Annotated in this window: 27 protein-coding genes and 1 tRNA gene; 21 read left to right on the forward strand and 7 right to left on the reverse strand. The window is 66.7% G+C overall.

Features of this window, described 5'->3' with window-relative positions:
- Positions 1 to 23: 23 nt before the first annotated feature.
- The 8 genes from ccoO to icd all read left to right on the forward strand — a co-directional run bounded on the left by ccoO (position 24) and on the right by icd (position 7,103).
- Complete coding sequence (gene ccoO / locus ACNI65_RS05905; protein WP_416761762.1) at positions 24 to 650, forward strand: cytochrome-c oxidase, cbb3-type subunit II; 627 nt, start codon at positions 24 to 26, stop codon at positions 648 to 650.
- Positions 651 to 661: 11 nt separating this feature from the next.
- The gene (locus ACNI65_RS05910; protein WP_416761763.1) at positions 662 to 838 is read left to right on the forward strand and encodes a cbb3-type cytochrome oxidase subunit 3; all 177 of its coding nucleotides are present in this window, start codon (positions 662 to 664) and stop codon (positions 836 to 838) included.
- A complete protein-coding gene (ccoP, locus tag ACNI65_RS05915) occupies positions 831 to 1,733 on the forward strand; it encodes a cytochrome-c oxidase, cbb3-type subunit III (RefSeq protein WP_416761764.1) in 903 nt (300 codons plus the stop codon). Before ACNI65_RS05910 ends, ccoP begins: the two co-directional genes overlap by 8 nt.
- Positions 1,720 to 3,147, forward strand: a complete 1,428-nt coding sequence (ccoG, locus tag ACNI65_RS05920) for a cytochrome c oxidase accessory protein CcoG (protein ID WP_416761765.1) — start codon at positions 1,720 to 1,722, stop codon at positions 3,145 to 3,147. Before ccoP ends, ccoG begins: the two co-directional genes overlap by 14 nt.
- Before the next feature lie 28 nt (positions 3,148 to 3,175).
- Entirely contained in the window at positions 3,176 to 3,463 is a 288-nt protein-coding gene (locus ACNI65_RS05925; protein WP_416761766.1) for a hypothetical protein, read from the forward strand.
- 46 nt (positions 3,464 to 3,509) lie between these two features.
- Complete coding sequence (gene hemN / locus ACNI65_RS05930; protein ID WP_416761768.1) at positions 3,510 to 4,973, forward strand: oxygen-independent coproporphyrinogen III oxidase; 1,464 nt, start codon at positions 3,510 to 3,512, stop codon at positions 4,971 to 4,973.
- A gap of 18 nt (positions 4,974 to 4,991) precedes the next feature.
- Entirely contained in the window at positions 4,992 to 5,741 is a 750-nt protein-coding gene (locus ACNI65_RS05935) for a sulfite exporter TauE/SafE family protein (RefSeq protein WP_416761769.1), read from the forward strand.
- 108 nt (positions 5,742 to 5,849) lie between these two features.
- The gene (icd, locus tag ACNI65_RS05940) at positions 5,850 to 7,103 is read left to right on the forward strand and encodes an NADP-dependent isocitrate dehydrogenase (protein ID WP_416761770.1); all 1,254 of its coding nucleotides are present in this window, start codon (positions 5,850 to 5,852) and stop codon (positions 7,101 to 7,103) included.
- A 152-nt stretch (positions 7,104 to 7,255) separates the two neighbouring features.
- Here icd and ACNI65_RS05945 read toward each other — a convergent pair whose 3' ends face one another.
- Complete coding sequence (locus tag ACNI65_RS05945) at positions 7,256 to 7,561, reverse strand: cold-shock protein (RefSeq protein WP_416761771.1); 306 nt, start codon at positions 7,559 to 7,561, stop codon at positions 7,256 to 7,258.
- Positions 7,562 to 7,727: 166 nt separating this feature from the next.
- Between ACNI65_RS05945 and clpS the strand changes: the two genes are divergently transcribed.
- On the forward strand, positions 7,728 to 8,093 hold the full coding sequence (gene clpS / locus ACNI65_RS05950; protein ID WP_416761772.1) for an ATP-dependent Clp protease adapter ClpS: 366 nt from the start codon (positions 7,728 to 7,730) through the stop codon (positions 8,091 to 8,093).
- A complete protein-coding gene (gene clpA, locus ACNI65_RS05955; protein ID WP_416761773.1) occupies positions 8,090 to 10,411 on the forward strand; it encodes an ATP-dependent Clp protease ATP-binding subunit ClpA in 2,322 nt (773 codons plus the stop codon). Before clpS ends, clpA begins: the two co-directional genes overlap by 4 nt.
- Before the next feature lie 173 nt (positions 10,412 to 10,584).
- Here the strand turns inward: clpA and ACNI65_RS05960 are convergent, their stop codons facing one another.
- From ACNI65_RS05960 to ACNI65_RS05980, 5 genes are all read right to left on the reverse strand, one after another.
- On the reverse strand, positions 10,585 to 11,376 hold the full coding sequence (locus ACNI65_RS05960) for a zinc-dependent peptidase (RefSeq protein WP_416761774.1): 792 nt from the start codon (positions 11,374 to 11,376) through the stop codon (positions 10,585 to 10,587).
- Positions 11,373 to 12,203: a UDP-2,3-diacylglucosamine diphosphatase gene (locus ACNI65_RS05965; protein ID WP_416761775.1), complete on the reverse strand. Its 831-nt coding sequence runs from the start codon at positions 12,201 to 12,203 to the stop codon at positions 11,373 to 11,375. Before ACNI65_RS05965 ends, ACNI65_RS05960 begins: the two co-directional genes overlap by 4 nt.
- A complete protein-coding gene (locus tag ACNI65_RS05970) occupies positions 12,200 to 12,703 on the reverse strand; it encodes a peptidylprolyl isomerase (RefSeq protein WP_416761776.1) in 504 nt (167 codons plus the stop codon). The genes ACNI65_RS05965 and ACNI65_RS05970 overlap by 4 nt, the downstream gene beginning before the upstream one ends.
- A gap of 12 nt (positions 12,704 to 12,715) precedes the next feature.
- The gene (locus ACNI65_RS05975; RefSeq protein ID WP_416761777.1) at positions 12,716 to 13,291 is read right to left on the reverse strand and encodes a peptidylprolyl isomerase; all 576 of its coding nucleotides are present in this window, start codon (positions 13,289 to 13,291) and stop codon (positions 12,716 to 12,718) included.
- 77 nt (positions 13,292 to 13,368) lie between these two features.
- Positions 13,369 to 13,893: a tetratricopeptide repeat protein gene (locus tag ACNI65_RS05980; protein WP_416761778.1), complete on the reverse strand. Its 525-nt coding sequence runs from the start codon at positions 13,891 to 13,893 to the stop codon at positions 13,369 to 13,371.
- Positions 13,894 to 14,103: 210 nt separating this feature from the next.
- Between ACNI65_RS05980 and cysS the strand changes: the two genes are divergently transcribed.
- The 7 genes from cysS to ACNI65_RS06015 all read left to right on the forward strand — a co-directional run bounded on the left by cysS (position 14,104) and on the right by ACNI65_RS06015 (position 20,801).
- Complete coding sequence (cysS, locus tag ACNI65_RS05985) at positions 14,104 to 15,501, forward strand: cysteine--tRNA ligase (protein WP_416761779.1); 1,398 nt, start codon at positions 14,104 to 14,106, stop codon at positions 15,499 to 15,501.
- Complete coding sequence (locus tag ACNI65_RS05990; RefSeq protein WP_416761781.1) at positions 15,501 to 16,154, forward strand: DNA-3-methyladenine glycosylase family protein; 654 nt, start codon at positions 15,501 to 15,503, stop codon at positions 16,152 to 16,154. Before cysS ends, ACNI65_RS05990 begins: the two co-directional genes overlap by 1 nt.
- Before the next feature lie 2 nt (positions 16,155 to 16,156).
- Positions 16,157 to 17,128 carry an acetyl-CoA carboxylase carboxyltransferase subunit alpha gene (locus tag ACNI65_RS05995; RefSeq protein ID WP_416761783.1) on the forward strand — a complete coding sequence of 324 codons (972 nt, stop codon included), beginning with the start codon at positions 16,157 to 16,159 and terminating at the stop codon, positions 17,126 to 17,128.
- Positions 17,097 to 18,551, forward strand: coding sequence for a tRNA lysidine(34) synthetase TilS (gene tilS / locus ACNI65_RS06000; protein ID WP_416761784.1), 1,455 nt, complete (start codon positions 17,097 to 17,099; stop codon positions 18,549 to 18,551). The genes ACNI65_RS05995 and tilS overlap by 32 nt, the downstream gene beginning before the upstream one ends.
- A gap of 36 nt (positions 18,552 to 18,587) precedes the next feature.
- Positions 18,588 to 19,859 carry an aspartate kinase gene (locus ACNI65_RS06005; protein ID WP_416761786.1) on the forward strand — a complete coding sequence of 424 codons (1,272 nt, stop codon included), beginning with the start codon at positions 18,588 to 18,590 and terminating at the stop codon, positions 19,857 to 19,859.
- Between the two features lie 80 nt (positions 19,860 to 19,939).
- Positions 19,940 to 20,032, forward strand: a tRNA-Ser gene (locus tag ACNI65_RS06010).
- 127 nt (positions 20,033 to 20,159) lie between these two features.
- Positions 20,160 to 20,801 (forward strand): FMN-binding negative transcriptional regulator, encoded by a 642-nt coding sequence (locus ACNI65_RS06015; RefSeq protein ID WP_416761787.1) that lies wholly within the window; start codon positions 20,160 to 20,162, stop codon positions 20,799 to 20,801.
- Between the two features lie 69 nt (positions 20,802 to 20,870).
- Here the strand turns inward: ACNI65_RS06015 and ACNI65_RS06020 are convergent, their stop codons facing one another.
- Positions 20,871 to 22,556, reverse strand: coding sequence for an electron transfer flavoprotein-ubiquinone oxidoreductase (locus ACNI65_RS06020; RefSeq protein ID WP_416761788.1), 1,686 nt, complete (start codon positions 22,554 to 22,556; stop codon positions 20,871 to 20,873).
- A gap of 267 nt (positions 22,557 to 22,823) precedes the next feature.
- Between ACNI65_RS06020 and ACNI65_RS06025 the strand changes: the two genes are divergently transcribed.
- The 4 genes from ACNI65_RS06025 (at position 22,824) to ACNI65_RS06040 (ending at position 25,184) form a co-directional block, all read left to right on the forward strand.
- Positions 22,824 to 23,225: an OsmC family protein gene (locus ACNI65_RS06025; protein ID WP_416761789.1), complete on the forward strand. Its 402-nt coding sequence runs from the start codon at positions 22,824 to 22,826 to the stop codon at positions 23,223 to 23,225.
- Between the two features lie 103 nt (positions 23,226 to 23,328).
- Positions 23,329 to 24,111, forward strand: a complete 783-nt coding sequence (locus ACNI65_RS06030) for an SDR family oxidoreductase (protein ID WP_416761790.1) — start codon at positions 23,329 to 23,331, stop codon at positions 24,109 to 24,111.
- A gap of 34 nt (positions 24,112 to 24,145) precedes the next feature.
- On the forward strand, positions 24,146 to 24,790 hold the full coding sequence (locus ACNI65_RS06035; RefSeq protein ID WP_416761792.1) for a YceH family protein: 645 nt from the start codon (positions 24,146 to 24,148) through the stop codon (positions 24,788 to 24,790).
- 73 nt (positions 24,791 to 24,863) lie between these two features.
- On the forward strand, positions 24,864 to 25,184 hold the full coding sequence (locus ACNI65_RS06040; RefSeq protein WP_416761793.1) for a plasmid stabilization protein: 321 nt from the start codon (positions 24,864 to 24,866) through the stop codon (positions 25,182 to 25,184).
- Positions 25,185 to 25,196 lie beyond the last annotated feature (12 nt).

Genomic DNA, 25,196 nt, shown 5'->3' on the forward strand with positions numbered 1-25,196 from the left:
CTCGAGGATCCAAGGAGCACGTCATGGCCAACACCCATGCCCAAGCCGTCGGCCACGAGCGCATCGAGACCAGCAATTTCCTGATGATCGTGCTGGTGCTGCTGACGGTGATCGTCGGTGGCATCGTCGAGATCGTCCCGCTGTTCTTCCAGCGCTCCACGACGCAACCGGTCGAGCATCTGAAGCCCTACACGCCGCTGCAGCTGGCTGGACGGGATGTGTACATCCGCGAGGGTTGCTACAACTGCCACTCGCAGATGATCCGCCCCTTGCGTGCGGAGACCTTGCGCTACGGCCCGTACTCGGTCGCCGGTGAGTTCGTCTACGACCACCCCTTCCAATGGGGCAGCAAGCGCACCGGTCCTGATCTCGCCCGAGTCGGCGGGAAGTACAGCGATGACTGGCATCGCCTGCACCTGACGAACCCTCGCGACCTGGTGCCCGAGTCCAACATGCCGGCCTATGCCTGGCTGTCCGGCGCACCGCTGGATCCGGCCGAGCTCGCGCCCAAGATGCGCGCGCTGCGCACGGTCGGCGTGCCCTACACCGATGCGGAGATCGCCGAGGCCGGCGAGGCCGTCAAGGGCAAGACCGAGATGGACGCGGTGGTGGCCTATCTGCAGGTGCTCGGCACCGCGATGAAACGCTGAGCGGAGGTCCCATGCCCGACATGGATCTGAACGGCTTGCGTTCCGCGGTGACCGTGCTGTCGCTGCTGGTGTTCGTCGGCATCGTGATCTGGGCCTATGCCCGGCACAACCGCGAACGTTTCGAAGACCTGAGCGGGGCGGTCCTGAACGACGAGGACACGCCATCGCAAGGAGGTCCCCATGAGTGATTTCGTATCGAACGGCTGGTCGCTGTTCGTGGCCGCAGCGACGGTGCTGGGCCTGGTGCTTTGCCTGGTGCTGCTGGTCATTGCCAGCCGTCGCAAGACGATGGCTGAGGACAACTCCACCGGACATGTCTGGGACGAAGACATCCGCGAACTCAACAACCCCTTGCCGCGATGGTGGATGGTGTTGTTCGTGCTGACCGTGGTCTTCGCCGGGGTGTACCTGGCGTTGTATCCGGGGCTGGGCAGCCATGCGGGACGACTGCAGTGGTCCAGCGCCGATCAGTACCGGATCGAGCAGGAGCAGGCGAGGGCCGCCATGCACGCGATCTACGCGAGATTCGATGGGCAGTCCGTCGAGACGATCGCTCGCGATCCGCAGGCCCAGGGCATCGGAGAACGGCTGTTCGCCAACAACTGCGCGACCTGTCACGGGTCGGATGCCAAGGGCTCCAAGGGCTTCCCCAATCTGACGGACAACGACTGGCTGTACGGCGGCAGCGGCGAGGCGATCGTCCAGAGCATCACGCAGGGCCGCGAGGGCACGATGCCCCCGATGGCCGCGGCGGTAGGAAGCAGCGAGGACGTGCGCAATGTGGCCCATTACGTGCTGAGCTTGTCCGGCAGTCCGCACAACTCGGTGGCCGCGGCGCTGGGCAAGTCGAAGTTCTCGGCTTGCGCGGCCTGCCATGGCATGGACGGAAAGGGCAATCAGGCGCTGGGCGCTCCGAACCTGACTGACCGCGTCTGGTTGCACGGCTGGGGCGAGGCCGCCATCGTGGAGATCGTCAACAACGGCAAGCACAGCCACATGCCCGAGCATGGTTCGCGGCTGAGTCCTGAGCAGATCCGCGTGCTGTCGGCCTATGTCTGGGGCTTGTCGCATGAGCGGCACTGAGGTCCGGACGGTCTCGCTGTACGCGGCCGAGGCCAAGATCTACCCCCGCGCGGTGCATGGCTGGTTCGCCGTGTGGCGCTGGGGTCTGGTCTGGGCGACACAGCTGCTGTTCTACGGACTGCCCTGGTTGAACTGGCATGGCCGGCAGGCGGTGCTGTTCGACCTGGAAGCCCGGCGATTCCTGATCTTCGACCTCGTCCTGTATCCCCAGGACTTCATCTATCTGACGGCGCTGCTGGTCGTTTCGGCGTTCGGCCTGTTCTTCTTCACTGCGGTGGCTGGACGTCTGTGGTGCGGTTATGCCTGCCCGCAGACCGTGTACACCGAGATCTTCCTGTGGATCGAACGCCGCACCGAAGGAGATCGCGCTGCCCGCATGCGACTCGACAAGGGACCGTGGACCGCCGAGCGGCTCTGGCGAAAAGGCATCAAGCACGCCGGTTGGTTGGTGGTGTCCCTGTGGACGGGCTTCACCTTCGTCGGTTACTTCGAACCCATCCGTGCGCTCGGCGCGAACGCGTTGACCGCGGCGGTCAGTGGTTGGGAGATCTTCTGGATCCTGTTCTATGGCCTGGCGACCTACGGGAATGCCGGCCATCTCCGTGAGCAGGTGTGCAAGTACATGTGCCCGTATGCGCGCTTCCAGAGCGCGATGATCGATCGCGACACCCTGATCATCAGCTACGACGACGAGCGCGGAGAGCCGCGCGGCCCGCGTTCGAAAAAGGCGGACCTGTCGACGCTGAGCCAGGGCGCCTGCGTCGACTGTCGGCAATGCGTGAATGTGTGTCCGACCGGGATCGACATCCGCAATGGTCTGCAGTACGAGTGCATCGGCTGTGCCGCCTGCATCGACGTGTGCAATGACGTGATGGACAAGTTCGAGTACCCGCGCGGCCTGATCCGATACGCGACGCAGAACGGCCTGCAACATCGTTGGTCCTCCGCGCGACAGTGGCGCCGTGTAATGCGTCCGCGCGTGCTGATCTACGGGGCGATCCTGATGATCGCGTCCGCGCTGCTGGTGGGCAGCCTCGCGATGAGGAAGCCGTTCAAGCTGGACGTCGTCCGCGATCGCGCCACCCTGGCCCGAGAAGTCGAGGATGGCGAGATCGAGAACGTCTACCGCCTGCAGCTGATGAATGCGGCGGATGCCGTTCAGCACCTCGGACTCGAGGTCCAGGACATCGATGGTCTGCGAATCTCACAGCCCGTCGGTCCGATCACACTGGCGCCGACGGAAGCGCGATGGGTCACCGTGTCCTTGCGCCTGCCGCCCACCGACGCGAGACGCCTGGGCCCGGGGCCGCATCCGATGCGCTTTGCCGTCCGACCCGTGACCCCCGCCGGAGACCCGATGGATCCCGGCAGCTCGGCGCTGCTCGAGAAGTCCACCTTCATCGTTCCGAGATGACACCTCGCGTGTCCATGAGGAGTTCCACATGATTACTTCGCCCCGACTTCCGGATACCCAGCTGCCTGGCAGCGGTCCGTGGTGGCGTCACCCGATGATGTGGCTGATCGTTGGCGGCCCCAGCATCGTGGTCGTCGCTGGCATCGCCACGTTGATGCTGGCGGTCGCCTATCCGGACCCCGTCGTCGGGTCGGCAGCGGTGGCGAACACGGATCGCGCTGCTCCACAGCCTCACGCCGCCGAAGCGACCGGTGCGACCCAGGTGCCGGCGATGACGGCGCGCAACCACGCGGCCACCGGCGGCCGCTCGCCATGACATCCATCAAGGACGCGCTGACAACAAGAGGTGAGGATGCCACCCCATGAGCCTCGATCCAAACACGGGAGACCGCAGCCTCCCCGATGCTGAACTGCTGCGGCGATTCGACATCGCTGGCCCGCGCTACACGTCCTATCCGACCGCCGATCGCTTCGATGCCACGATGGACGCGGAACGCTACGGCGAGACGCTGGCCCTGCGGGCGTTCGGCCCCTCGGACCAGCAGCCGCTGTCCGTCTACGTGCACATCCCGTTCTGCGAATCGGTCTGCTACTACTGCGCCTGCAACAAGGTGGTGACGCGACACCACGAGCGGGCCGCCGAGTATCTGGAGGCGCTCGCCACCGAAATGGCGCTTGTTCAGGAGCGTCTCGGGGGGCGCGCCCCGGTCTCGCAACTGCACCTAGGTGGCGGCACGCCGACCTTCCTCGATGACCGGGAACTCGCTACGTTGACAGCGTTGCTGCATCGCCACTTCCAGGTCACCGTCGATGCCGAGATCTCCATCGAGGTGGATCCGCGCACCGTGGATGCGAATCGGCTCAGCCATCTGCGCGCGATGGGGTTCAACCGCCTGAGCTTCGGCGTGCAGGACTTCGATCCCGACGTCCAGCGTGCGGTGCACCGTGAGCAGAGCATGGAGAGCGTGGCCGCGCTCATGGCGTCGGCCCGGGAACTGGGTTTCCGGTCGATCAACGTGGATCTGATCCACGGCTTGCCCTTGCAGACCCCCGAGTCGTTCGCCCGCACGATCGAGCAAGTGGCCATGCTGCGCCCGGATCGTGTGGCGCTCTACGGCTATGCGCATCTTCCCCATCGCTTCAAGCCGCAGCGGCGCATCGACACGGCGGCGCTGCCCGGCCCGGCGGACAAGCTGCGGATGCTGTCCGGCGCGATCGCGGGGTTCATCGCACGCGGCTACAGCTACATCGGCATGGATCACTTCGCGCTGGCCGATGACCCGTTGGCGGTGGCCAAGCGGGAAGGGCGGCTGCACCGCAACTTCCAGGGCTACAGCACGCACGCCGACAGCGACCTGGTGGCGCTGGGGGTGTCGGCGATCTCCAAGGTCGGCGCGGTCTTCGCGCAGAACGAGAAGACCTTGGACGCGTATTACGCCGCGCTGCGGTCGGGCCGGTTGCCGGTCGAGCGCGGCCTGGCGCTGGCGCAGGACGATCTCGTTCGCCGCGACGCGATCATGGCGCTGATGTGCCAGGGACAATTGGCCTTCGAACCGATCGAACGCTCGCATGGCATCGTGGTGTCGGACTACTTCAAGCCTGAGCTTGAACGGCTGCGCCGACTGGAGGCCGATGGGCTTGTCGTGATCGAGCCGCGCGCCATTCAGGTCACGCCGATGGGGTGGTACTTCGTCCGAGCGGTGGCCATGGTCTTCGATCGTCACCTCACGCAGGCTCGCGTCGGCGCCGATGAAGCCATGGCGGGGTCGGATGCTGCATCGACGTCGCACGCGACGGCTTCGGTGCGCTTCTCGCGGCTGCTCTGAATCAACGGGTGGCCGGGCATGCTCGTGCTGACATTGGCCGGATCCGCGTTCCTCATGGGGCTGGCCGGCAGCCTGCATTGCGCGGCGATGTGCGCGGGGCCCTGCGCGGCCGTGACGGGCGGCGATCGGGCCTCGAGGTGGGCGCTGCAGGTGGGACGCCTCCTCGGTTATGCCGCCGGGGGCGCCGCGGTAGCGGCGAGCGTCGGTGGCTTGCTGCGATGGGAGGCCGTCTCCGGCGCCTTGCGGCCGGTCTGGCTCGCCATGCACCTGGGGCTGCTGGCGCTGGGTGTGTTCCTCTTGTGGCGCGCCCGGTGGCCGGCGTGGATGCAACGGATCTGGTCGCCGCGAACGCCGGAGCTCGTCGGATTGCCGGCGGTGGCGTTGATGGGCGGGGGTGTCGCGACCGTCCCGGTCAGGCCAAGACGTTCCCGGCCCGCCCTGATCGCCGGGATGCTCTGGCTGGCCTGGCCCTGCGGGCTGTTGCAGGCCGCCTTGATGGTCGCCGCCTTGGCGGATGGACCCTGGCAGGGGGCGGCAGTGATGGCGGCGTTCGCGCTGGGATCGTCGCCAGGCTTGGCGGCAGGCACGGGTCTGCTGGCTTGGCGCCCGGGATCGACGCGAGGTGCCGGGGGCGCCACCTCAGCCGCGGCTGACGGCGGGCGTAGCGTGCGATTGGCGACACGACTGTCGGGAGGGATGCTCGCGGCAGGGGCCTTGTGGGCGCTGGGACACGGCATGTGGGCGCAGATCCGCGCGTACTGCGGTTGACGCGGTCAGGGGCTTGCGCGAGGCATCAGCCGATTGAAAGTTTCGCTGTCATAGAATCGGCGCTTCCGGTTTACCCCACCCACCCACGCGATTCGCGGAGACGACTCCATGTACCAGCACATCAAGGTGCCCGAGGGCGGCCAGAAGATCACGGTCAACACCGACTTCTCGCTCAACGTTCCGAACAACCCGATCATCCCGTACATCGAGGGTGACGGCACCGGCTTCGACATCACCCCGGTGATGATCAAGGTGGTGGACGCGGCCGTGGCGAAGGCCTACGGCGGCGCCAAGAAGATCCACTGGATGGAGATCTACGCCGGCGAGAAGTCGACGAAGGTCTACGGCCCGGACGTGTGGCTGCCCGAAGAGACGCTGCAGGTACTGAAGGACTACGTCGTGTCGATCAAGGGCCCGCTGACGACGCCGGTCGGCGGCGGCATCCGCTCGCTGAACGTCGCGCTGCGCCAGGAACTGGACCTGTACGTCTGCCTGCGCCCCGTGCGCTGGTTCAAGGGCGTGCCCTCGCCGGTCAAGGAACCCGAGAAGACCGACATGGTCATCTTCCGTGAGAACTCGGAAGACATTTACGCCGGCATCGAGTTCGAAGCCCAGAGCGACAAGGCCAAGAAGCTGATCAAGTTCCTGCAAGAGGAATTCGGCGTCAAGAAGATCCGCTTCCCCGAGACCTCGGGCATCGGCGTGAAGCCGGTGTCGAAGGAAGGTACGGAGCGCCTGGTCCGCAAGGCGATCCAGTACGCGATCGACAACGACAAGCCCAGCGTCACGATCGTCCACAAGGGCAACATCATGAAGTTCACCGAAGGTGGCTTCCGTGACTGGGCCTACGCCCTGGCCCAGAAGGAATTCGGCGCCGAGCTGATCGACGGCGGCCCGTGGTGCAAGTTCAAGAACCCGAAGACCGGCAAGGACATCGTGGTCAAGGACAGCATCGCCGACGCGTTCCTGCAGCAGATCCTGCTGCGCCCGGCCGAGTACTCGGTCGTCGCGACGCTGAACCTGAACGGTGACTACATCTCCGACGCACTGGCCGCGCAGGTCGGCGGCATCGGCATCGCCCCGGGTGCGAACCTGAGCGATTCCGTCGCGATGTTCGAAGCCACCCACGGCACCGCGCCGAAGTACGCGGGCAAGGACTACGTGAACCCGGGTTCCGAGATCCTGTCGGCTGAAATGATGCTGCGCCACATGGGCTGGACCGAAGCGGCCGATCTGATCATCTCGTCGATCGAGAAGTCGATCCTGTCGAAGAAGGTCACGTACGACTTCGCCCGCCTGCTGGATGGCGCGACGCAAGTGTCGTGCTCCGGTTTCGGTCAGGTGATGATCGACCACATGTGATCGGCAGCCCGGCCCATGGCCGGGCCGTGATCGACATGAAGAACCCCAGCGCGGTCATCCGCCTGGGGTTTTTTGTCGTTGGGAACGCTCAAGCAAGACAAAAGGCCCGCTTGCGCGGGCCTTTGTCGTGGGGCGAGAGCGTCAACCGGCGATCAAGCCGCCGCTTGTTGCTGCCCGATCTGCGATTCGGCCATCAGCGGGAGTACCACGGGGGTCTCGATCGCGTCGCTGCCGTCGCCTTCGTCCAACGGACGGATGTCCTGGGCCAGTTGTCCCTTGGGACCCTGCACCAGCTCGTAGCTCACCTTGGAGCCTTGCTTCAGCGTACGGAAGCCGTCCATCTGAATGGCCGAGAAGTGCGCGAATACGTCCCCTCCGCCTTGTTCGGGCTCAATGAAGCCAAACCCCTTGGCATCGTTGAACCACTTGACCGTGCCTTTTGCCATGTTCTTCTCCATCCCGGTGTCATTTCTCGCACCGGGGCGGATTCTCAAATCCGTGTCAAGTCAGTGTCAATTGAGGAACTCCCCGGGGTGGGGCGCCGCGAAGGTGACAAACTCGGGGCATTGACAGGCAGAGGCCTGTCCCCATGTAGGGTGCTCCCGCTGTTTATAGAATCGGTTCATGCCATTGTTTGCCCAACAGCCCCCACCCGCGGGACCGCCCGGCGCTCAGCCGCCGGGGACGGAGGACGGTGGGAATTCCACCACGCTGGAGCGTGTCGCTCAGAAGACCGAGCCGCCGCGCCTGTACCAGGTGCTGATGCTCAATGACGACTTCACGCCGATGGAGTTTGTGGTGATGGTCTTGCAGGAGTATTTCCGCCATGACCTGGATACGGCCACCCAGATCATGTTGAAGATCCATCACGACGGTCGCGGCGTCTGCGGTGTTTTCACCAAGGACGTCGCGGCCACGAAGGTCGAAATGGTGCTGGCTGCCGCACGGCGAGCCGGCCATCCCCTGCAGTGCATTATGGAGGCCGCATGATTGCGCAAGAGCTTGAAGTCAGCCTGCACATGGCGTTTGTCGAAGCGCGTCAGCAGCGCCACGAATTCATCACCGTGGAACACCTGTTGATGGCGCTGCTGGACAACCCGTCCGCGGCGGAGGTGCTGCGCGCGTGCGCGGCGAATATCGAGGACCTGCGCAAATCGCTGGCGCAGTTCATCAAGGAAAACACGCCCACGGTGGGCGGCACGGACGAGGTCGACACGCAGCCCACGCTGGGATTCCAGCGTGTGATCCAGCGCGCGATCATGCATGTGCAGTCCACGGGCAACGGCAAGAAGGAAGTGACCGGCGCGAACGTGCTGGTCGCGATCTTCGGCGAGAAGGACTCGCATGCCGTGTACTACCTGCATCAGCAGGGCGTGACGCGTCTGGACGTCGTGAACTTCATCGCTCACGGCATCAAGAAGAGCGAGCCGCCCGAGCCGCCGAAGGGGCCGGAAGGCAGTGGTCCGGAGTCCGAGCGCGAAGAGGGCGAGGGCGGTCAGGGCCAGGGCGGCGGCAAGGGCAGTCCGCTCGAGCAGTTCACCCAGAACCTCAACCAGATGGCGCGTGACGGCAAGATCGATCCGTTGATCGGCCGCGAGCACGAGGTCGAGCGCGTGGTCCAGGTGCTGTGCCGCCGCCGCAAGAACAACCCGTTGCTGGTCGGTGAGGCCGGCGTGGGCAAGACGGCGATCGCCGAGGGCCTGGCCTGGCGCATCACCGAGGGTCTGGTCCCCGACGTGCTGGCCGAGGCGGTGGTCTATTCGCTAGACATGGGCGCGCTGCTGGCGGGTACCAAGTACCGCGGCGACTTCGAGCAGCGGCTCAAGGCCGTGATCAAGCAGCTGAAGGACCAACCGGGCGCGGTGCTCTTCATCGACGAGATCCACACGCTGATCGGCGCGGGCGCGGCCTCGGGCGGGACGCTGGATGCGAGCAACCTGCTCAAGCCGGCGCTGTCCTCGGGTCAGCTGAAGTGCATCGGCGCGACCACCTTCAGCGAGTACCGCGGCATCTTCGAGAAGGACGCGGCGCTGTCGCGGCGCTTCCAGAAGATCGACGTGGTCGAGCCGACGGTGGACCAGACCGTGGAGATCCTCAAGGGTCTGAAGTCGCGCTTCGAGGAGCACCACAGCGTCAAGTACGCGCTGGGCGCCTTGCAGGCCGCGGCGGAGCTGTCGGCCAAGTACATCAATGACCGTCATCTGCCGGACAAGGCGATCGACGTCATCGATGAAGCAGGCGCGGCGCAGCGTGTGCTGCCCAAGAGCAAGCAGAAGAAGACCATCACGCGGGCCGAGGTCGAGGACATCGTCGCGAAGATCGCGCGCATTCCGCCGGCCTCGGTGTCGTCGGATGACCGCGGCAAGCTCAAGAGCCTGGACCGTGATCTGAAGAGCGTGGTCTTCGGCCAGGATCCGTCCATTGATGCGCTGTCCGCGGCCATCAAGATGGCGCGTTCGGGTCTGGGCAAGCCGGACAAGCCGATCGGCTCGTTCCTGTTCAGCGGCCCGACGGGCGTGGGCAAGACCGAGGTCGCCAAGCAGCTGGCCTACATCCTGGGCATCGAGCTGATCCGTTTCGACATGTCGGAGTACATGGAGCGTCACGCGGTCAGCCGTCTGATCGGCGCGCCTCCGGGCTACGTCGGTTTCGACCAGGGCGGTCTGCTGACCGAGGCGATCACGAAGAAGCCGCATGCGGTGCTGCTGCTGGACGAGATCGAGAAGGCGCATCCGGACGTCTTCAACGTGCTGCTGCAGGTGATGGACCACGGCACGCTGACTGACAACAACGGACGCAAGGCCGACTTCCGCAACGTGATCATCATCATGACCACGAATGCGGGCGCGGAGGCGATGACCAAGTCGACGATCGGTTTCACGACCAAGCGCGAGCAGGGTGATGAGATGGCCGACATCAAGCGGCTGTTCACGCCCGAGTTCCGCAATCGTCTCGATGCGATCGTCAACTTCGGCGCGCTGAACGAGGACATCATCCTGCGGGTGGTGGACAAGTTCCTGCTGCAGCTCGAGAGCCAGTTGGCGGAGAAGAAGGTCGAGGTCACGTTCAGCGACGCGTTGCGCAAGCATCTGGCCGCGAAGGGTTTCGATCCGCAGATGGGTGCGCGTCCGATGCAGCGCCTGATCCAGGACACGATCCGTCGCGCGCTGGCCGACGAACTGCTGTTCGGTCGCCTGGTCGATGGTGGTCGTCTCAGCGTCGACGTGGACGACAAGGGCGAAGTTCAGTTGGACATCGCGCCCAACAAGAAGGACAAGCCCAAGTCCGAGCCGGCCACGGCCGACTGACAGGCCCCACCCCACAAAAGCCCGCTCACGCGGGCTTTTTCGTTTCAGCGCTCGATGCTTCGCATCAGGTGACAGCGGGTTCCCTCTCCCGAGGTAAAGGAAGGAATTCGCTTGCTGGAAGCAAGCGAAGGGGGGACAGGAGGGAGAGGGGACCCGCTGGTGCCTGATGGCGCTTAGCCCAGGGCAGGGTCCTGGAGGAAGAACTCGGTAAAAAGCCGATAGAGCCGCGGCTGCTCGGCGAGCAGCTCGCGCGGCGCGACGAAGAATGCCTCGACGGCGACGGCGAAAAATTCCTCGGGGGCTTCCGCGCCGTAGGGGTCGATGAGTGTGGCGGCGCCGGCGTCGACCTGATCGCAGAACCATTGCCATTCGGCTTCCATGGTGGCGGACCAGCGCAGGCGCAGGGTGGCGTCGTCGATGGGAGGCATGCCGTCGGGGTTGCCGTCGCGCATGTCCAGCACGTGGGCGAATTCGTGGATGACGACGTTGTAGACGGTGTCATGGCCCTCGACGCGGTCGACGGCTTCGGGCGCGATCTCGCTCCAGGCGAGCATGATCGGGCCGCCTTCCATGGCTTCGCCGGCGAGGGTTTCGTCGTACTCGTGGACGACGCCGTCGTCGTCCATGATTTCGCGCGCCGCGACGACCTCGCCCTCGTGCATGACGATGCCCACGAAGCTGTCGTACCAGGACAGGCCGAGCCGGAGCACGGGCAGGCAGGCCTGGGCGGCGACGGCCACGGCGACCTCGTCGGTGACGTCGAAGCCGTTGACGCCGTGGAACTCCTTCGAGCCGAGGAAGAGCGAGCAGAGCCGGCGGAGTTCGCTTCGGTCGGCTTCGCTGCGGCGGGCGATGAACGGGTACTGCGCGAGCGTCAACGCCCAGAGCGTGTCGGGGATCGCGAAGTCCTCGAGCAGCTTGCGCTCGCGGCGTTCGCGCCAGCGCTGGAGCAGGCCGCCGATCATCGGGGGAGGGGTGTCTCGACCGCCGAGGTCATCGGCGCGATCCGGCGCAGCCCTGTGGCCTCGATCACCAGCACATCGCCGCGGCCGGGGCCGTGGTCGTAGTCCCAGTCGGACAGCACCGCTCGGGAGAGGCCGTCGCCCAGGTCGTGAAGGGCGGGCCGATGCGTGTGACCGTGGATCAGCGTGTCGCAGCAGGATGCGCGCAGCCAGGCGCGGGCAGCGGCGTCGTCGACATCGGCCCAGGTGCTGGGGTCGGTCTGGCTGGCGCGGCTCTTGGCGCGCAGATGACGGGCCAACGCGCGTCGCGCGAACAGTGGCATCGCCCGCAGCGTCGCGAGCACGCCCGGCCGCCGCACGACGGCCCGAGCTCGCAGATAGGCGACGTCGGCCAGGCACAGCTGATCGCCATGGCTCAGCAGCCACGAGCGGCCGAAGGCGTCCAGGCGTGTCGGGTCGTCGAGCAGGCGCAATCCGGCGTCGTCAGCCATCGGCTGGCCAAGCGCGAAATCGCGGTTGCCGTGCATGAAGAAAAGGGGCTTGCGCGCGGAGACCGCGCGCAGCATCTCGAGCATCTGCTGCTCGAAGGTGCCGGCCTGCCAGCGCGCGTCGTCGCCGATCCAGGCCTCGAAGATATCGCCGAGCAGGAACACGGCGTCGGCGGGTGTGGCCGCCAGGTGGGCGCTGAAGCGCGCCAGCGTCGCCGGGAGGTCCGGCGACAGGTGCAGGTCGGACAGCACATCGATCCGCCGCCAGCCCGGCGCCGCCCGCAGGGACGTCTCGGACGTCAGCGGGCGGGGCAGGGGGAAGGCGGCGGACGGGGGACTCACTCGACCGCGACGGCGCGCTCGATGATCACCGCCTCGACCGGCACGTCGTCGTGGAAGCCCGAGCGGCTGGTCTTGACCTTCTCGATCTTGTCCACGATGTCCTGGCCGCCCACGACCTTGCCGAACACCGCATAGCCCCAGCCCGACGGGCTTTCGCTCTTGAAGTTCAGGAAGTCGTTGTCGACGGTGTTGATGAAGAACTGGGCGCTCGCCGAGTGCGGCGCGTTGGTGCGCGCCATCGCCAGCGTGTACTTGTCGTTCTTCAGGCCGTTGTTGGCCTCGTTCTGGATCGGGGCGTCGGTGGGCTTCTGCTTCATGCCGGCCTCGAAGCCGCCGCCCTGGGCCATGAAGCCCTTGATGACGCGGTGGAAGATGGTGCCGTCGTAGTGGCCCTTGGCCACGTAGGCCAGGAAGTTCTCGACGGTCTTGGGGGCCTTCACGTCATCCAGCTCGATGGTGATCAGACCCTGGTTGGTGTGCAGTTCGACTTTCTTGCTCATGTCGTTGACTCCTTATTTCTCGACGGTGGCCTTGTTGATGAGGATGGGCGTGGTGGGCAGGTTCTGGAACGCCGGATTTTTCGGCGACACCGCAGTTTGCGCCGCGCGGATCTTGTCGACGACCTCCATGCCCTCGGACACGTAGCCGAACACCGCGTAGCCGCGGCCGTCCGACGCGAAGCCGGGATCGAGGCCGGGGTTGTCGACGACGTTGATGAAGAACTGCGAGGTCGCCGAGTTCGGATCCCCGGTGCGGGCCATGGCCACGCTGCCGCGGATGTTCATGAGACCGTTGCCCGCTTCCAGCGGGATCGGCGCCTTGGTGGGGCGCTGCTTCAGGTCGGGCGTGTAGCCGCCGGTCTGCACCATGAAGTCGCCGATGACGCGATGGAAGATCACGCCGTTGTAGTGACCGGCCTTCACGTAGGCCAGGAAGTTGGCGACCGACTTGGGCGCCTTCTCGGCGTCCAGCGTGATCTTGATGTCGCCGACGCTGGTGTTCAGTTTGACGACCTGCGCCTGGGCGAGCGAGGCGGCCAGGCCCAGCGCGAGGGCGCCGGCGGCGAGCAGGAGACGGGAAGTCCGCATGGTCCTGGAGTCCTGGTAAGGGGGTGAGGGGAGGGACCGCGCCCGCCGCGAGCGCGCCGTGTGGCGCACTCCGGCGTTCAGCGCTGGAGGGTCTTGGCGTTGTTGAACGCGGTCACGCGCTGCAGCTTGACCTTGAGCCCGGTGTCGTCGCCGAGCGCCTGCTTGAGCGCGCGTTCGTAGGACTGCTGGGCCAGGCGCATCAGCACGTCGCCCATGTTCTCCTGGGCCTGCGCGTGGTCGGGCTGCAGGTCCAGCGCACGGGTCAGGGATTGACGCGCCGCTTCATACTCGCCGCGCGCGGCGTGGATGACAGCCAGGTTGTTGTAGGGATCGGCGAGGTCGGGGAAGTCCTCGGTGAGGGCGACGAACAGCACCCGGGCGCGCTCGAGCTGCTGCTGCTCGAGCAGCATCGTGCCGAGCGCGAAACGCAGGCGCGGATCGTCGGGCGTGGCCTTCAGGCCGGCTTCGGCCGTCTGGATGGCCTGGTCGCGTTTGCCGGAGGCCCACTGGGCCTGCGCTTCGTCGAGCGCGGCGGCGTGGGTCAGGGTCGCGCCGGTCATCGCCAGGGCGATGCACAGGGCGCGGACCAGGGCGGGGAACAAGGCGGGAGGTCTTGGCATAAAAAGCGGGCCGCTATACTGCCGGGCATTCTAGAGCGAGCTTTCGTCTCCCGCTCGCCTCCCGGCCGGCCCTCCGCCTCACCCGTACCGCACCGCCGAATGCGCCGACGCCAGCGACCCCTCGCCGGCCCGGCGATGGCGGCGTCGTCGCGTCGGCGGACCCGGCCCCGAGGCACGCGGCGCGACACACGTATGTCCTCCTTGCGCATCTACAACACGCTGACCCGTCAGCTGCAGCCCTTCCAACCGATCGAGCCGGGCAGAGTCCGCATGTACGTCTGCGGCATCACCGTGTACGACCTGTGTCACATGGGGCATGCGCGCATGAACATCGCGTTCGACGTCGTGTACCGCTGGCTCGCTGCCAGCGGCTTCGATGTCACCTTCGTGCGCAACATCACCGACATCGAGGACAAGATCATCCGCCGCGCGCTGGAGCGCGGCATCACGATCCGCCAGCTGACCGACGAGATGATCGCCGCCATGCACCGCGATTTCGCGGCGCTGGGCATCGCCACGCCGACGCACGAGCCGCGCGCGATGGACTACGTCCCGCAGATGCTGGACATCATCGACACGCTCGAGCGCAAGGGCCTGGCCTATCAGGCCGAGGGCGGCGACGTGAACTACGCGGTGCGCAAGTTCGAGGGCTACGGCAAGCTGAGCGGCAAGTCGCCGGACCAGTTGCGCGCCGGTGAGCGCGTCGCGGTGGACGACGGCAAGCGCGATCCGCTGGACTTCGTGCTGTGGAAGTCCGCCAAGGCCGAGGAACCGGCCGAGGCCAAGTGGGCCAGCCGCTGGGGCGAAGGCCGTCCGGGCTGGCACATCGAGTGCTCCGCGATGAGCTGCGCGCTGCTGGGCGAGCGCTTCGACATCCATGGCGGCGGCATGGACCTGCAGTTCCCGCACCACGAGAACGAGATCGCGCAGAGCGAGGGCGCGCTGGGCCATCCGTTCGTCAATGTCTGGATGCACAACGGCTTCCTGAACATCGACGGCGAGAAGATGTCCAAGAGCCTGGGCAACTTCTTCACCATCCAGGAAGTGCTGCGGAAGTTCGACGGCGAGTCGATCCGCTTCTTCATGCTGCGCACGCAGTACCGCAGCCCGTTCAATTTCAGCGACGTGAGCCTGGACGACGCGCGCACCGCGCTGCGCCGCCTGTACACGGCGCTCGACGCGGTGGCGCCGGCGGACGTGGCCATCGACTGGACGCAAGGCCATGCGGCCGCGTTCAAGGCGGCGATGGACGACGACTTCAACACGCCGGGCGCGCTGGCGGTGCTGTTCGAGCTGGCCAATCAGGTCAACCGCGATCGTTCGGCGCAGGACGCCGGGCTGCTCAAGGCGCTGGGCGGCGTGCTGGGCGTGCTGCAGCAGTCGCCCAAGGTCTTCCTGCAGTCGGGCGCGGGCCTGGACGAGGGCGCGATCGAGGCGCAGATCGCCGCGCGCGCCGCGGCCAAGGCCGCGCGCGACTTCGCCGAGGCGGACCGCATCCGCAAGGCGCTGGCCGAACAGGGCATCGAGCTCAAGGATTCCGCCGCCGGCACCACCTGGGTGCGCGTGGCCAAGGGTGGAGAGCTGGCCTGATGGCGCGTGTGGCGACTGCCGGGGTGACCCCGGACTATTGGGATGAAGCCTGCCGTCACCTGGTCAAGCGCGACCGTGTGATGAAGAAGCTGATCCCGCAATTCGGCGAGGCCCGGCTGCAGAGCCGCGGCGACGCGTTCACGACGCTGGCGCGGTCGATCGTCGGGCAGCAGATCTCGGTGAAGGCCGCGCAGAGCGTGTGGGACAAGTTCGCCGAGCTGACCTCGGGGCCGTCCAACCGCATCAAGCCGGTGGAGGTGCTGGGCCTGGAGAAGGACGCGCTGCGCGGCGTGGGCCTGTCGGCGCGCAAGGTCGAGTACCTCAGCGACCTGGCGCAGCATTTCGAATCGGGTCAGGTCCATGTGCGCCAATGGGCGCAGATGGAGGACGAAGCCATCATCGAGGAACTGGTCGCGATTCGCGGCATCGGCCGCTGGACGGCCGAGATGTTCCTGATCTTCCACCTGATGCGCCCCAACGTGCTGCCCCTGGATGACCTGGGACTGCTCAAGGGCATCAGTCAGCATTACTTCAGCGACGAGCCGGTGTCGCGGGCCGAAGCCCGCGAACTCGGCGAGGGCTGGGCCCCGTACCGCTCGGTGGCCACATGGTACATTTGGCGGAGCCTCGATCCGCTACCCGTGGATTACTGAGAATGAGCAAGAAACACTTCCTCGAATTCGAGCAGCCCATCGCTGAGCTCGAAACCAAGATCGACGAACTCCGCTACGTGCAGAGCGAGTCGGCGGTCGACATCTCGGAAGAGATCGACCGACTGGGCAAGAAGAGCCTGCAGCTGACGAAGGATATCTACGCGAATGTCCTGCCGTGGCAGGTCTACCAGATCGCCCGTCACCCCCAACGCCCGCAGACGCTGGACTACTGCAACGAGGTCTTCACCGAGTTCCAGGAGTTGCATGGCGACCGCCATTTCGCGGATGACGCCGCGATCGTGGGCGGCCTGGCGCGCTTCAATGGCCAGGCCTGCATGGTCATCGGCCACCAGCGCGGCGCGGACGCCAAGGAGCGCACGCTGCGCAACTTCGGCATGCCGCGTCCCGAGGGCTACCGCAAGGCGCTGCGCCTGATGAAGCTGGCCGAGAAGTTCGGCCTGCCGGTGTTCACCTTCATCGACACGATGGGGGCGTACCCCGGCATCGGCGCCGAGGAGCGCGGTCAATCGGAAGCGATCGGCCGCAACATCTTCGAGATGGCGCAGCTGGAAGTCCCCATCATCGCGACGGTGATCGGCGAGGGCGGCTCCGGCGGCGCGCTGGCCATCGGCGTGGCCGATCAGGTGCTGATGCTGCAGTTCTCCGCGTATTCGGTGATCTCGCCGGAAGGTTGCGCGTCGATCCTGTGGAAGACCGCGGCCCGCGCGTCCGAGGCCGCCGAGGCCCTGGGCATCACCGCGCATCGCCTGAAGGCGCTGGGCCTGATCGACAAGATCGTCAATGAGCCGGTGGGCGGTGCCCACCGCGATCAGAAGCAGGCCGCGTCCAACCTGAAGCGCGCGCTGGGCGATGCCCTGCGTCAGGTGTCCGACCTGAAGACCAAGGATCTGCTGGAACGCCGTTATGAGCGCCTGCAGGCCTATGGCCGATTCGGCGACACCAAGAGCCGCTGATCCCTGCGCCGACCCCGCGGGCGACCTTCACGCCCGCCGCGTGATCGCGGTCGCCTGCAGTGGCGGCCGGGATTCGACGGCACTTCTCCACGCCACCGCTGTCGCGGCCCGTTCGTCCGGGTCGTGCGTGGTGGCGTTGCACATCCATCATGGGCTCAACGCGCAGGCGGACGCCTGGCTTGATCACCTGCGCTTGCAGGTCGCGGACTGGGCGGGTCAGGGCTTGCCTGTCGAGCTGATCGCCGAGCACCTGAGCGGCGCGCCCGGACCCGGTGAGAGCATCGAGGCCTGGGCCCGCGAGGGCCGCTATCGGTCGCTGCAGGCGCTGGCCCTCGCCGCCGGCGCTGATCTGTTGCTGTTGGCCCATCACCGCCGCGATCAGGCTGAGACCTTCCTGCTGCAGGCGTTGCGCGGCGCGGGCGTGGCCGGGCTCTCGTCGATGCCGCGGACGCAATGGCGCGATGGCGTGTGCTGGGCGCGACCCTGGCTGGACCGCCGACGTGAGGCGATCGAGGCCTACATCGCCGAACACGACCTGCGCTTCATCGACGACGACAGCAATGGCGACGAGCGCTTCGCCCGCAATCGCCTGCGCCTGAACGCGTGGCCCGCGCTGACCGCGCAGAGTCCCGGCGCGGAGGCCGCGCTGGCCCAGGCCGCGGCGTGGGCGCAGGAAGCGACCGAGTTGCAACGCGAGATCGCCGCGGAGGACCTCGCGCGCTGGTCCGATGCCGACGGCCTGTCGCAGGCGATGCTGCGTGAACTGAGCCCGGCGCGTGCGTCCAATGCCTTGCGCGCGTGGCTGCATCGCGCGACGGGCCGCACCGCGCCGGCGACGCTGATCCGCCGCCTGCTGGACGAGGCGCCGACCGCGGGCGTCGCGCGATGGCCGCTGGGCGGCAATGAGCTGCATCTCTATCGCGGGCGCTTCTTCGTGCAGGCGCCGCCCACGGTCCGGCGATCCGCGCGCGCCGAGCCGATGCCCGCCTCGCTGATCGGACTGGGCATCGTCGCGGCCGGCGCGGCCACGCACGAGCGCATGGATCTGTCGACCGCGGGCCGGCATCCGGTGCCGGGCTGGGGTGGGGCGATCGAGGTCCGACCCGTGAGCGCGGGGGGCGTCGCGCTTTCTGCGCTCAGCAATGTCGAGTTGCGTCCGCGCGAAGGCGGCGAGCAGTTCCAGGCGCAGGCCAAGGGGCTCGCGCGCGCGCTGCGCAAGTGCTGGCAAACGGCGGGAATCCCCGCTGTCCAGAGGGAAGGACCGCTGATCCACGTCGACGGACTTCTGCTCTTCGCGCCCGGTCTGGGCGTGGACGCGCGCTGGTGGGGCGCGCCCGGTGAAGCACAGATGGGGCTGACTTGGGTGCCCGATGCATGCGGATCGTGCATGGACACCGACGTTGCGGGTGAGGGCGCGTCTTAGAATCCGCCGTTCCCCCTGCAGTCACCAGACACTCCCATGGCATTGATCGTTCACAAGTACGGCGGCACCTCGATGGGGTCGACCGACCGTATCCGCAATGTCGCCAAGCGCGTCGCCAAATGGGCGCGGGCCGGCCACCAGATGGTGGTGGTCCCGTCCGCGATGAGCGGCGAGACCAACCGCCTGCTCGGCCTGGCCAAGGACCTGTCGCCCGGCAGCTCGTCGCCCGCGCTGATGCGCGAGCTCGACATGATCGCCTCCACCGGCGAGCAGGTCTCGGTGGGCCTGCTGGCCATCGCGCTGCAGGCCGAGGGCATGGACGCGGTCAGCTACACGGGCTGGCAGGTGGGCGTGTCGACGGACAACTCGTACACCAAGGCCCGCATCGAGAGCATCGATGACGCCAAGGTCAAGGCCGACCTGGATGCCGGCCGCGTGGTCGTGATCACCGGGTTCCAGGGCGTGGACGAGGACCGCAACATCACGACGCTGGGCCGTGGCGGCTCGGACACGTCGGCGGTGGCGATCGCCGCGGCGATCAAGGCCGACGAGTGCCTGATCTACACCGACGTGGATGGCGTCTACACGACCGATCCGCGCGTGGTGCCCGAGGCCCGTCGCATGAGCACCATCAGCTTCGAGGAGATGCTGGAGATGGCGTCGCTCGGCTCCAAGGTGCTGCAGATCCGCTCGGTGGAATTCGCGGGCAAGTACCGCGTGCCGATGCGCGTGCTGAGCAGCTTCACGCCGTGGGACATCGACATCAACGAGGAAGCCAAGTCCGGCACCCTGATCACTTTTGAAGAGGACGAACAAATGGAACAAGCCGTCGTCTCCGGCATTGCATTCAACCGCGACGAGGCCAAGGTGACGCTGCTCGGCGTGCCGGACAAGCCCGGCATCGCGTTCCAGATCCTGGGCCCGGTGGCCGACGCCAACATCGACGTCGACGTCATCATCCAGAACGTGTCGCAGGACGGGAAGACCGACTTCTCGTTCACCGTGCACCGCAACGACTACCAGCGCGCGATGGAGCTGCTGGAGAAGGTCGTCGGACCGGCGGTGCAGGCCGCCAAGGTGACCGGCGACCAGCGCATCTGCAAGGTGTCGATCGTGGGCATCGGCATGCGCTCGCATGTCGGCGTGGCGTCGAAGATGTTCCGCTCGCTGTCGGAAGAGGGCATCAACATCCAGATGATCACGACCAGCGAGATCAAGACGTCCGTCGTCATCGACGAGAAGTACATGGAGCTGGCCGTGCGCGCGCTGCATCGCGCGTTCGACCTGGACCAGGAAATCGAAGCCTGAGGTCGATGGAGTGAACGCTTTCAACCGGAGTTTCGGTTGAGAGCTCGAATAGCCGTGTTATAGTCTCGGCTTCCCCGGTTGGAGACGTGACCGAGTGGCCGAAGGTGCTCCCCTGCTAAGGGAGTATGCGGGCAAAACCTGCATCGAGGGTTCGAATCCCTCCGTCTCCGCCAACCAGAATGTGAAGCCCCCGCAGCGAAAGTTGCGGGGGTTTTTGCATTCAGGGCCGAGCTCAGTCATGCATGGATGAGCCAGGAAAACTTTCCGTTGGTCCGCGGCGATGTGGCCTACATTGGACGGATGTACACGCCCAAGCATTTCGACCTGCCTGATCTCTCGCATGCGCGATTGATGATCCAGGAACATCCGCTCGCCACGCTGATGCTGATCGATCCGACGCACGGCCTGTCGGCGACGCCCGTACCGATGATCTGGGGCGCGCCCAGCGACCCCTCGGCCGGCGAGGGCTGGTGGCTCGAGGGCCACCTCGCGCGCGCCAATCCGCATGTGGCGGCGCTGATGTCGGGACAGCTCGACCAGGTGCTGGTGCAGTTCAACGGACCGGGCGCATACATCTCGCCCAGCCATTACGACACGCCGCTGTCGGTGCCGACCTGGAACTACCTGACGCTTCAGGTGCAGGGACCGGTCCAGGTCATCGACGACGAGGCCGGCAAGGACGCGCTGCTCAAGCGCCTGATCGCGACGCAGGAACCCGATTACGCCGCGCAATGGCGCGGACTGCCCGCGGACTTCCAGCACAAGCTGCTGGGCGCGATTGTGGGCTTCCGGGTTCCCGTGACGCGCTGGTCGATGAAGGCCAAGCTCAGCCAGAACCGCAACGCGGCCGAGCGCGCGCGCATCCTCGAGCATCAGGAGCATCACGGCTCGCTCGAGGACCAGATCCTCGCGCGCTGGGTGAGGGAGCTCGAGCCGCGCTGATCACTCGGATCGAGACCGCCGCGACGGACGAAAAAAAGCCCGCGCGAAGCGGGCTTTGTCCTGCATGGCTTACATGCTGACGTAGTTCGGACCGCCGCCGCCCTCGGGCGTGACCCACACGATGTTCTGCGTCGGGTCCTTGATGTCGCAGGTCTTGCAGTGCACGCAGTTCTGCGCGTTGATCTGCAGCCGCTCGACGTTGTCGTCGGTCTTCACGAACTCGTAGACACCGGCCGGGCAGTAGCGGCTCTCGGGGCCGGCGTACTTGGCGAGGTTCACATTGACCGGCACGCTGGCGTCCTTGAGCGTCAGGTGCGCGGGCTGGTTCTCCTCGTGGTTCGTGTTGGACACGAACACCGACGACAGCCGGTCGAAGGTCAGCTTGCCGTCGGGCTTGGGGTAGGCGATCTTGGGGCTTTCCGACGCGGGGCGCAGGAAGGCGTGATCCGGCTTGTCGCGGTGCAGCGTCCACGGCGGGCTCTTGATGCCAAGCTTGGGCAGCAGCCACTGCTCGATGCCGGTCATCAGCGTGCCGACGGTGTTGCCCTTCTTGAACCAGGTCTTGAAGTTGCGCGATTGATCGAGCTCCTCGCGCAGCCAGCTCTGCTCGAAGGCGGCGGGATAGGCGCTGAGCTCGTCCAGCGAGCGGCCCGCGGCGAGCGCGTCGGCGATGGCGTCGGCGCACATCATCCCGGACTTGATCGCGGCGTGGCTGCCCTTGATGCGCGCGGCGTTCAGGTAACCGGCGTCATCGCCGACGAGCGCGCCACCGGGGAAGACCTGCTTGGGCAGGCTCAGCAGGCCGCCTGCGGTGATTGCGCGGGCGCCGTAACCCAGGCGCTTGCCGCCCTCGATGTGCTTGCGGATCGCGGGGTGCGTCTTCCAGCGCTGCATTTCCTCGAACGGCGACAGCCACGGGTTCTTGTAGTCGAGGCCGACCACGAAGCCCAGCGTCACCTTGTTGCCCTCGAGGTGGTACAGGAAGCCGCCGCCGTAGGTCTCGCTGTCCATGGGCCAGCCGGCGGTGTGCACGACCAGGCCGGGCTGGGCCTGACCGGCGGGCACTTCCCAGAGTTCCTTGATGCCGATGCCGTAGGTCTGCGGATCCTTGCCGGCGTCCAGCTGGAACTTCGCGATCAGCTGCTTGCCCAGGTGGCCGCGCGCGCCCTCGGCGAAGACGGTGTACTTGCCGTGCAGCTCCATGCCGAGCTGGAAGCCCTCATGCGGCTCGCCGTCCTTGCCCACGCCCATGTTGCCGGTGGCCACGCCCTTGACGCGACCCTGCTCGTCGTAGACGACGTCCGCGGCGGCGAAGCCGGCGAAGATCTCCACGCCCAGCGCCTCGGCCTGCTGCGCCAGCCACTTCGTGACGTTGCCCAGTGAGATGACGTAGTTGCCGTCGTTGTGGAAGCAGCCCGGGATCAGGAACTGCGGGGTGGACTTCGCGCCGGTCTCCGACAGGAACAGCACCTGGTCACCGGTGACGGGCTGGTTGAGCGGCGCGCCGAGTTCCTTCCAGTTGGGGAACAGCTCGGTGATCGCGCGGGGATCCATCACGGCGCCCGACAGGATGTGCGCGCCGGCCTCCGAGCCCTTCTCCAGCACCACGACTGAGATCTCCTGACCCTTCTCGGCGGCGATCTGCTTGAGCCGGATCGCGGTGGTCAGGCCGGCGGGACCGCCGCCCACGACCACCACGTCGTATTCCATGCTGTCGCGCGGGCCGTACTGGGCCACAAGTTCTTCGGAGGTCATGGTCATCCTTGCTTGTTCTGATCAGGGTCCTGGCCGCGACCGTGCGAGAAGGCGGGGGCCGGCTCGCTGTCTGGCTGGGGCGGTTTGCGGCGCATTCTAGCCGTGTGGAACGAAAAAAGAACGGTCGTGCTTTTTATGAAATAGAGAGTCGCGTCGACAGCTCGCCCGAACGGGGCTCCCGGTCTCAGGGTTGTCCCCGTAGGATGAGCCGGATCCAGGCCATCGGCCTGTCCCTCCCGCTTCCTTCATCCGATCCGAGGACCCCTCATGAGCATCCACGTTCAACGCGACAAGTCCGGCCCGATGCGCCAGACGGTGAGCATCCGCCAGCACACGCTGACGGCCGACCAGCCGGTGGCCGGTGGCGGCGAGGACGCGGGTCCGGATCCGCACGAGCTGTACGACTCGGCGCTCGCCACATGCAAGGCGCTGACGGTGCTCTGGTACGCGCAGCGCAAGGGCCTGCCGCTCGAGGACGTGCTGGTCGAGCTGGAACGCGACGGCTCGCAGGAGCGCCAGGGTGTCTACAAGCTCAAGGCTTCGCTGACCTTCGTCGGCGATCTGACGGACGAACAGCGCCAGCAACTGCTCGCGGTGGCGGAGAAATGCCCCGTGCACAAGCTGATGACCCAGGTGACCACGGAAATCGAGACGGTGATGGCAGGTTGAAGCGGCGCGCGCGGGTCCGCGTCCGGGTCCGCGCGACAGGCTCGCGTGCTATCGTGGCCGGCACCTGTCCGGTCATACGAGAAGTTTTGCGAGAGACCTTGCCATGAGCTACAGCATCGACCTGGAGGGCCGCGTGGCCCTCGTCACCGGCGCGTCCAGCGGATTGGGCGCGCAGTTCGCGAGAACCCTGGCCAAGTCCGGCGCCTGCGTGGTGCTCGCGGCGCGACGGGTGGACCGCCTCAAGGACCTGCGCGCGGAGATCGAGGCTGGTGGCGGCGACGCGCACGTGGTGCAGCTCGACGTCACGGACCTGGACAGCATCAAGGCCGCGGTGGCGCGCGCGGAGACGGAGGTCGGCACGCTCGACATCCTGATCAACAACTCGGGCGTGGGCACGACGCAGAAGCTCGTGGACGTGACGCCCGAGGATTACGACTACGTGATGGACACGAACGTGCGCGGCGCGTTCTTCGTCGCGCAGGAGGTCGGCAAGCGCATGCTGGCGCGGGCGCGCGGCGCGGCGCCGGGCACCTTCACCGGCGGGCGCATCGTCAACATCGGATCGATGGCCGGACTGCGGGTGCTGTCGCAGATCGGCGTGTACGCGATGAGCAAGGCGGCGGTGGTGCACATGACGCGCGCGATGGCGCTGGAATGGGGCAAGTACGACATCAACGTCAACGCGATCTGCCCCGGCTACATCGACACCGAGATCAATCATCACCAGTGGCAGACCGAGCAGGGACGCAAGCTGGTGGAGCTGCTGCCGCGCAAGCGCGTGGGCACGCCGCAGGACCTGGACACCACGCTGCTGATGCTGTGCGCGAAGGAAAGCCGCTTCATCAACGGCGCGATCATCCAGGCGGACGACGGTTTCGGCGTGTGAGCCGGAACGGGACAACGACGAGAGAAGTGGGCCGATGGCTGTGAGAGAACTGAGCGCGCTGGAAGCGCGCGTGCTGGCGGTGCTGGTGGAGAAGGCGTCCACGGTGCCGGACAGTTATCCGATGTCGCTGAACAGTCTGACGCTGGGCGTGAATCAGAAGACCGCGCGCGATCCGGTGATGAACGCGAGCGAGTCGGACGTGGCGGCGGTGCTCGACGAGTTGAAGGGCATGAGCCTGGTCAACAGCGTGAGCGGCAGCCGCGTGGCGCGTTTCGAGCACAACATGAAGCGCGTGCTGGGCGTGCCGGGGCAGGCCGAGGCGCTGCTGACGTTGCTGATCCTGCGCGGACCGCAGACCTCGGCGGAACTGCGCCTGAACTGCGAGCGCATCCATCGCTTCGCCGACGTGTCGTCGGTGGAGGGCTTCCTGGAGGAACTCGCCACGCGGGAGCCGGCGCTCGCGGTGAAGCTGCCCAAGGCGCCGGGCGCGCGCGAGGCGCGCTGGGCCCATCTGCTGAGCGGCGAGCCGGAGATCCCGGCCGGCGGCGTGTCGTCGTCGAGCGCGACGGTCTCCGCATCCGCCGGCGCGCGCGATGAGGAGATCGCCGCGCTGCGCGCCGAGGTCGAGCAGCTGAAGGCCGCCGTGGCCCGCATCCAGGCGGAGCTTGGTTTGGCCTGATCTGGGCTGATCGCGAACGCCAGGGCATGCCCGTTGCCCGCATGTGCTTGTCCAACACTCGTGGAGAAGCACCATGCCCAGAGGCGACAAGTCGTCCTACACGGACAAGCAGAAGCGCAAGGCCGAGCACATCGAGGCCGGTTACGAGGATCGCGGCGTCTCGCACGACGAGGCCGAGCGCCGCGCCTGGGCGACGGTGAACAAGGAGTCGGGCGGCGGCAAGCTGTCTGGATCCGGTCGCGGCCACGCGGAGAACCACACGTCCTCGCGCAAGGGCGGCAAGCTCGGCGGGCAGGCGGCCGCCAGCCGCACGCCGGCACAGCGCTCGGCATCGGCCAAAAAGGCCGCCGCCACGCGCAAGCGCAATGCCGCGCAGCGCGCGGCCCAGCATTGAACGGGGAGGGCG

It is taken from the genome of Roseateles sp. So40a, assembly GCF_048081605.1.
GTDB lineage: Bacteria > Pseudomonadota > Gammaproteobacteria > Burkholderiales > Burkholderiaceae_C > Roseateles.

What these genes read in the sequence shown, in the direction of transcription:
- ccoO (WP_416761762.1), top strand. Translation starts at nt 24, where the DNA reads ATGGCCAACACCCATGCCCAAGCCGTCGGCCACGAGCGCATCGAGACC.
- ACNI65_RS05910 (WP_416761763.1), top strand. Translation starts at nt 662, where the DNA reads ATGCCCGACATGGATCTGAACGGCTTGCGTTCCGCGGTGACCGTGCTG.
- ccoP (WP_416761764.1), top strand. Translation starts at nt 831, where the DNA reads ATGAGTGATTTCGTATCGAACGGCTGGTCGCTGTTCGTGGCCGCAGCG.
- ccoG (WP_416761765.1), top strand. Translation starts at nt 1,720, where the DNA reads ATGAGCGGCACTGAGGTCCGGACGGTCTCGCTGTACGCGGCCGAGGCC.
- ACNI65_RS05925 (WP_416761766.1), top strand. Translation starts at nt 3,176, where the DNA reads ATGATTACTTCGCCCCGACTTCCGGATACCCAGCTGCCTGGCAGCGGT.
- hemN (WP_416761768.1), top strand. Translation starts at nt 3,510, where the DNA reads ATGAGCCTCGATCCAAACACGGGAGACCGCAGCCTCCCCGATGCTGAA.
- ACNI65_RS05935 (WP_416761769.1), top strand. Translation starts at nt 4,992, where the DNA reads ATGCTCGTGCTGACATTGGCCGGATCCGCGTTCCTCATGGGGCTGGCC.
- icd (WP_416761770.1), top strand. Translation starts at nt 5,850, where the DNA reads ATGTACCAGCACATCAAGGTGCCCGAGGGCGGCCAGAAGATCACGGTC.
- ACNI65_RS05945 (WP_416761771.1), bottom strand. Translation starts at nt 7,561, where the DNA reads ATGGAGAAGAACATGGCAAAAGGCACGGTCAAGTGGTTCAACGATGCC.
- clpS (WP_416761772.1), top strand. Translation starts at nt 7,728, where the DNA reads ATGCCATTGTTTGCCCAACAGCCCCCACCCGCGGGACCGCCCGGCGCT.
- clpA (WP_416761773.1), top strand. Translation starts at nt 8,090, where the DNA reads ATGATTGCGCAAGAGCTTGAAGTCAGCCTGCACATGGCGTTTGTCGAA.
- ACNI65_RS05960 (WP_416761774.1), bottom strand. Translation starts at nt 11,376, where the DNA reads ATGATCGGCGGCCTGCTCCAGCGCTGGCGCGAACGCCGCGAGCGCAAG.
- ACNI65_RS05970 (WP_416761776.1), bottom strand. Translation starts at nt 12,703, where the DNA reads ATGAGCAAGAAAGTCGAACTGCACACCAACCAGGGTCTGATCACCATC.
- ACNI65_RS05975 (WP_416761777.1), bottom strand. Translation starts at nt 13,291, where the DNA reads ATGCGGACTTCCCGTCTCCTGCTCGCCGCCGGCGCCCTCGCGCTGGGC.
- cysS (WP_416761779.1), top strand. Translation starts at nt 14,104, where the DNA reads ATGTCCTCCTTGCGCATCTACAACACGCTGACCCGTCAGCTGCAGCCC.
- ACNI65_RS05990 (WP_416761781.1), top strand. Translation starts at nt 15,501, where the DNA reads ATGGCGCGTGTGGCGACTGCCGGGGTGACCCCGGACTATTGGGATGAA.
- ACNI65_RS05995 (WP_416761783.1), top strand. Translation starts at nt 16,157, where the DNA reads ATGAGCAAGAAACACTTCCTCGAATTCGAGCAGCCCATCGCTGAGCTC.
- tilS (WP_416761784.1), top strand. Translation starts at nt 17,097, where the DNA reads ATGGCCGATTCGGCGACACCAAGAGCCGCTGATCCCTGCGCCGACCCC.
- ACNI65_RS06005 (WP_416761786.1), top strand. Translation starts at nt 18,588, where the DNA reads ATGGCATTGATCGTTCACAAGTACGGCGGCACCTCGATGGGGTCGACC.
- ACNI65_RS06015 (WP_416761787.1), top strand. Translation starts at nt 20,160, where the DNA reads ATGTACACGCCCAAGCATTTCGACCTGCCTGATCTCTCGCATGCGCGA.
- ACNI65_RS06020 (WP_416761788.1), bottom strand. Translation starts at nt 22,556, where the DNA reads ATGACCTCCGAAGAACTTGTGGCCCAGTACGGCCCGCGCGACAGCATG.
- ACNI65_RS06025 (WP_416761789.1), top strand. Translation starts at nt 22,824, where the DNA reads ATGAGCATCCACGTTCAACGCGACAAGTCCGGCCCGATGCGCCAGACG.
- ACNI65_RS06030 (WP_416761790.1), top strand. Translation starts at nt 23,329, where the DNA reads ATGAGCTACAGCATCGACCTGGAGGGCCGCGTGGCCCTCGTCACCGGC.
- ACNI65_RS06035 (WP_416761792.1), top strand. Translation starts at nt 24,146, where the DNA reads ATGGCTGTGAGAGAACTGAGCGCGCTGGAAGCGCGCGTGCTGGCGGTG.
- ACNI65_RS06040 (WP_416761793.1), top strand. Translation starts at nt 24,864, where the DNA reads ATGCCCAGAGGCGACAAGTCGTCCTACACGGACAAGCAGAAGCGCAAG.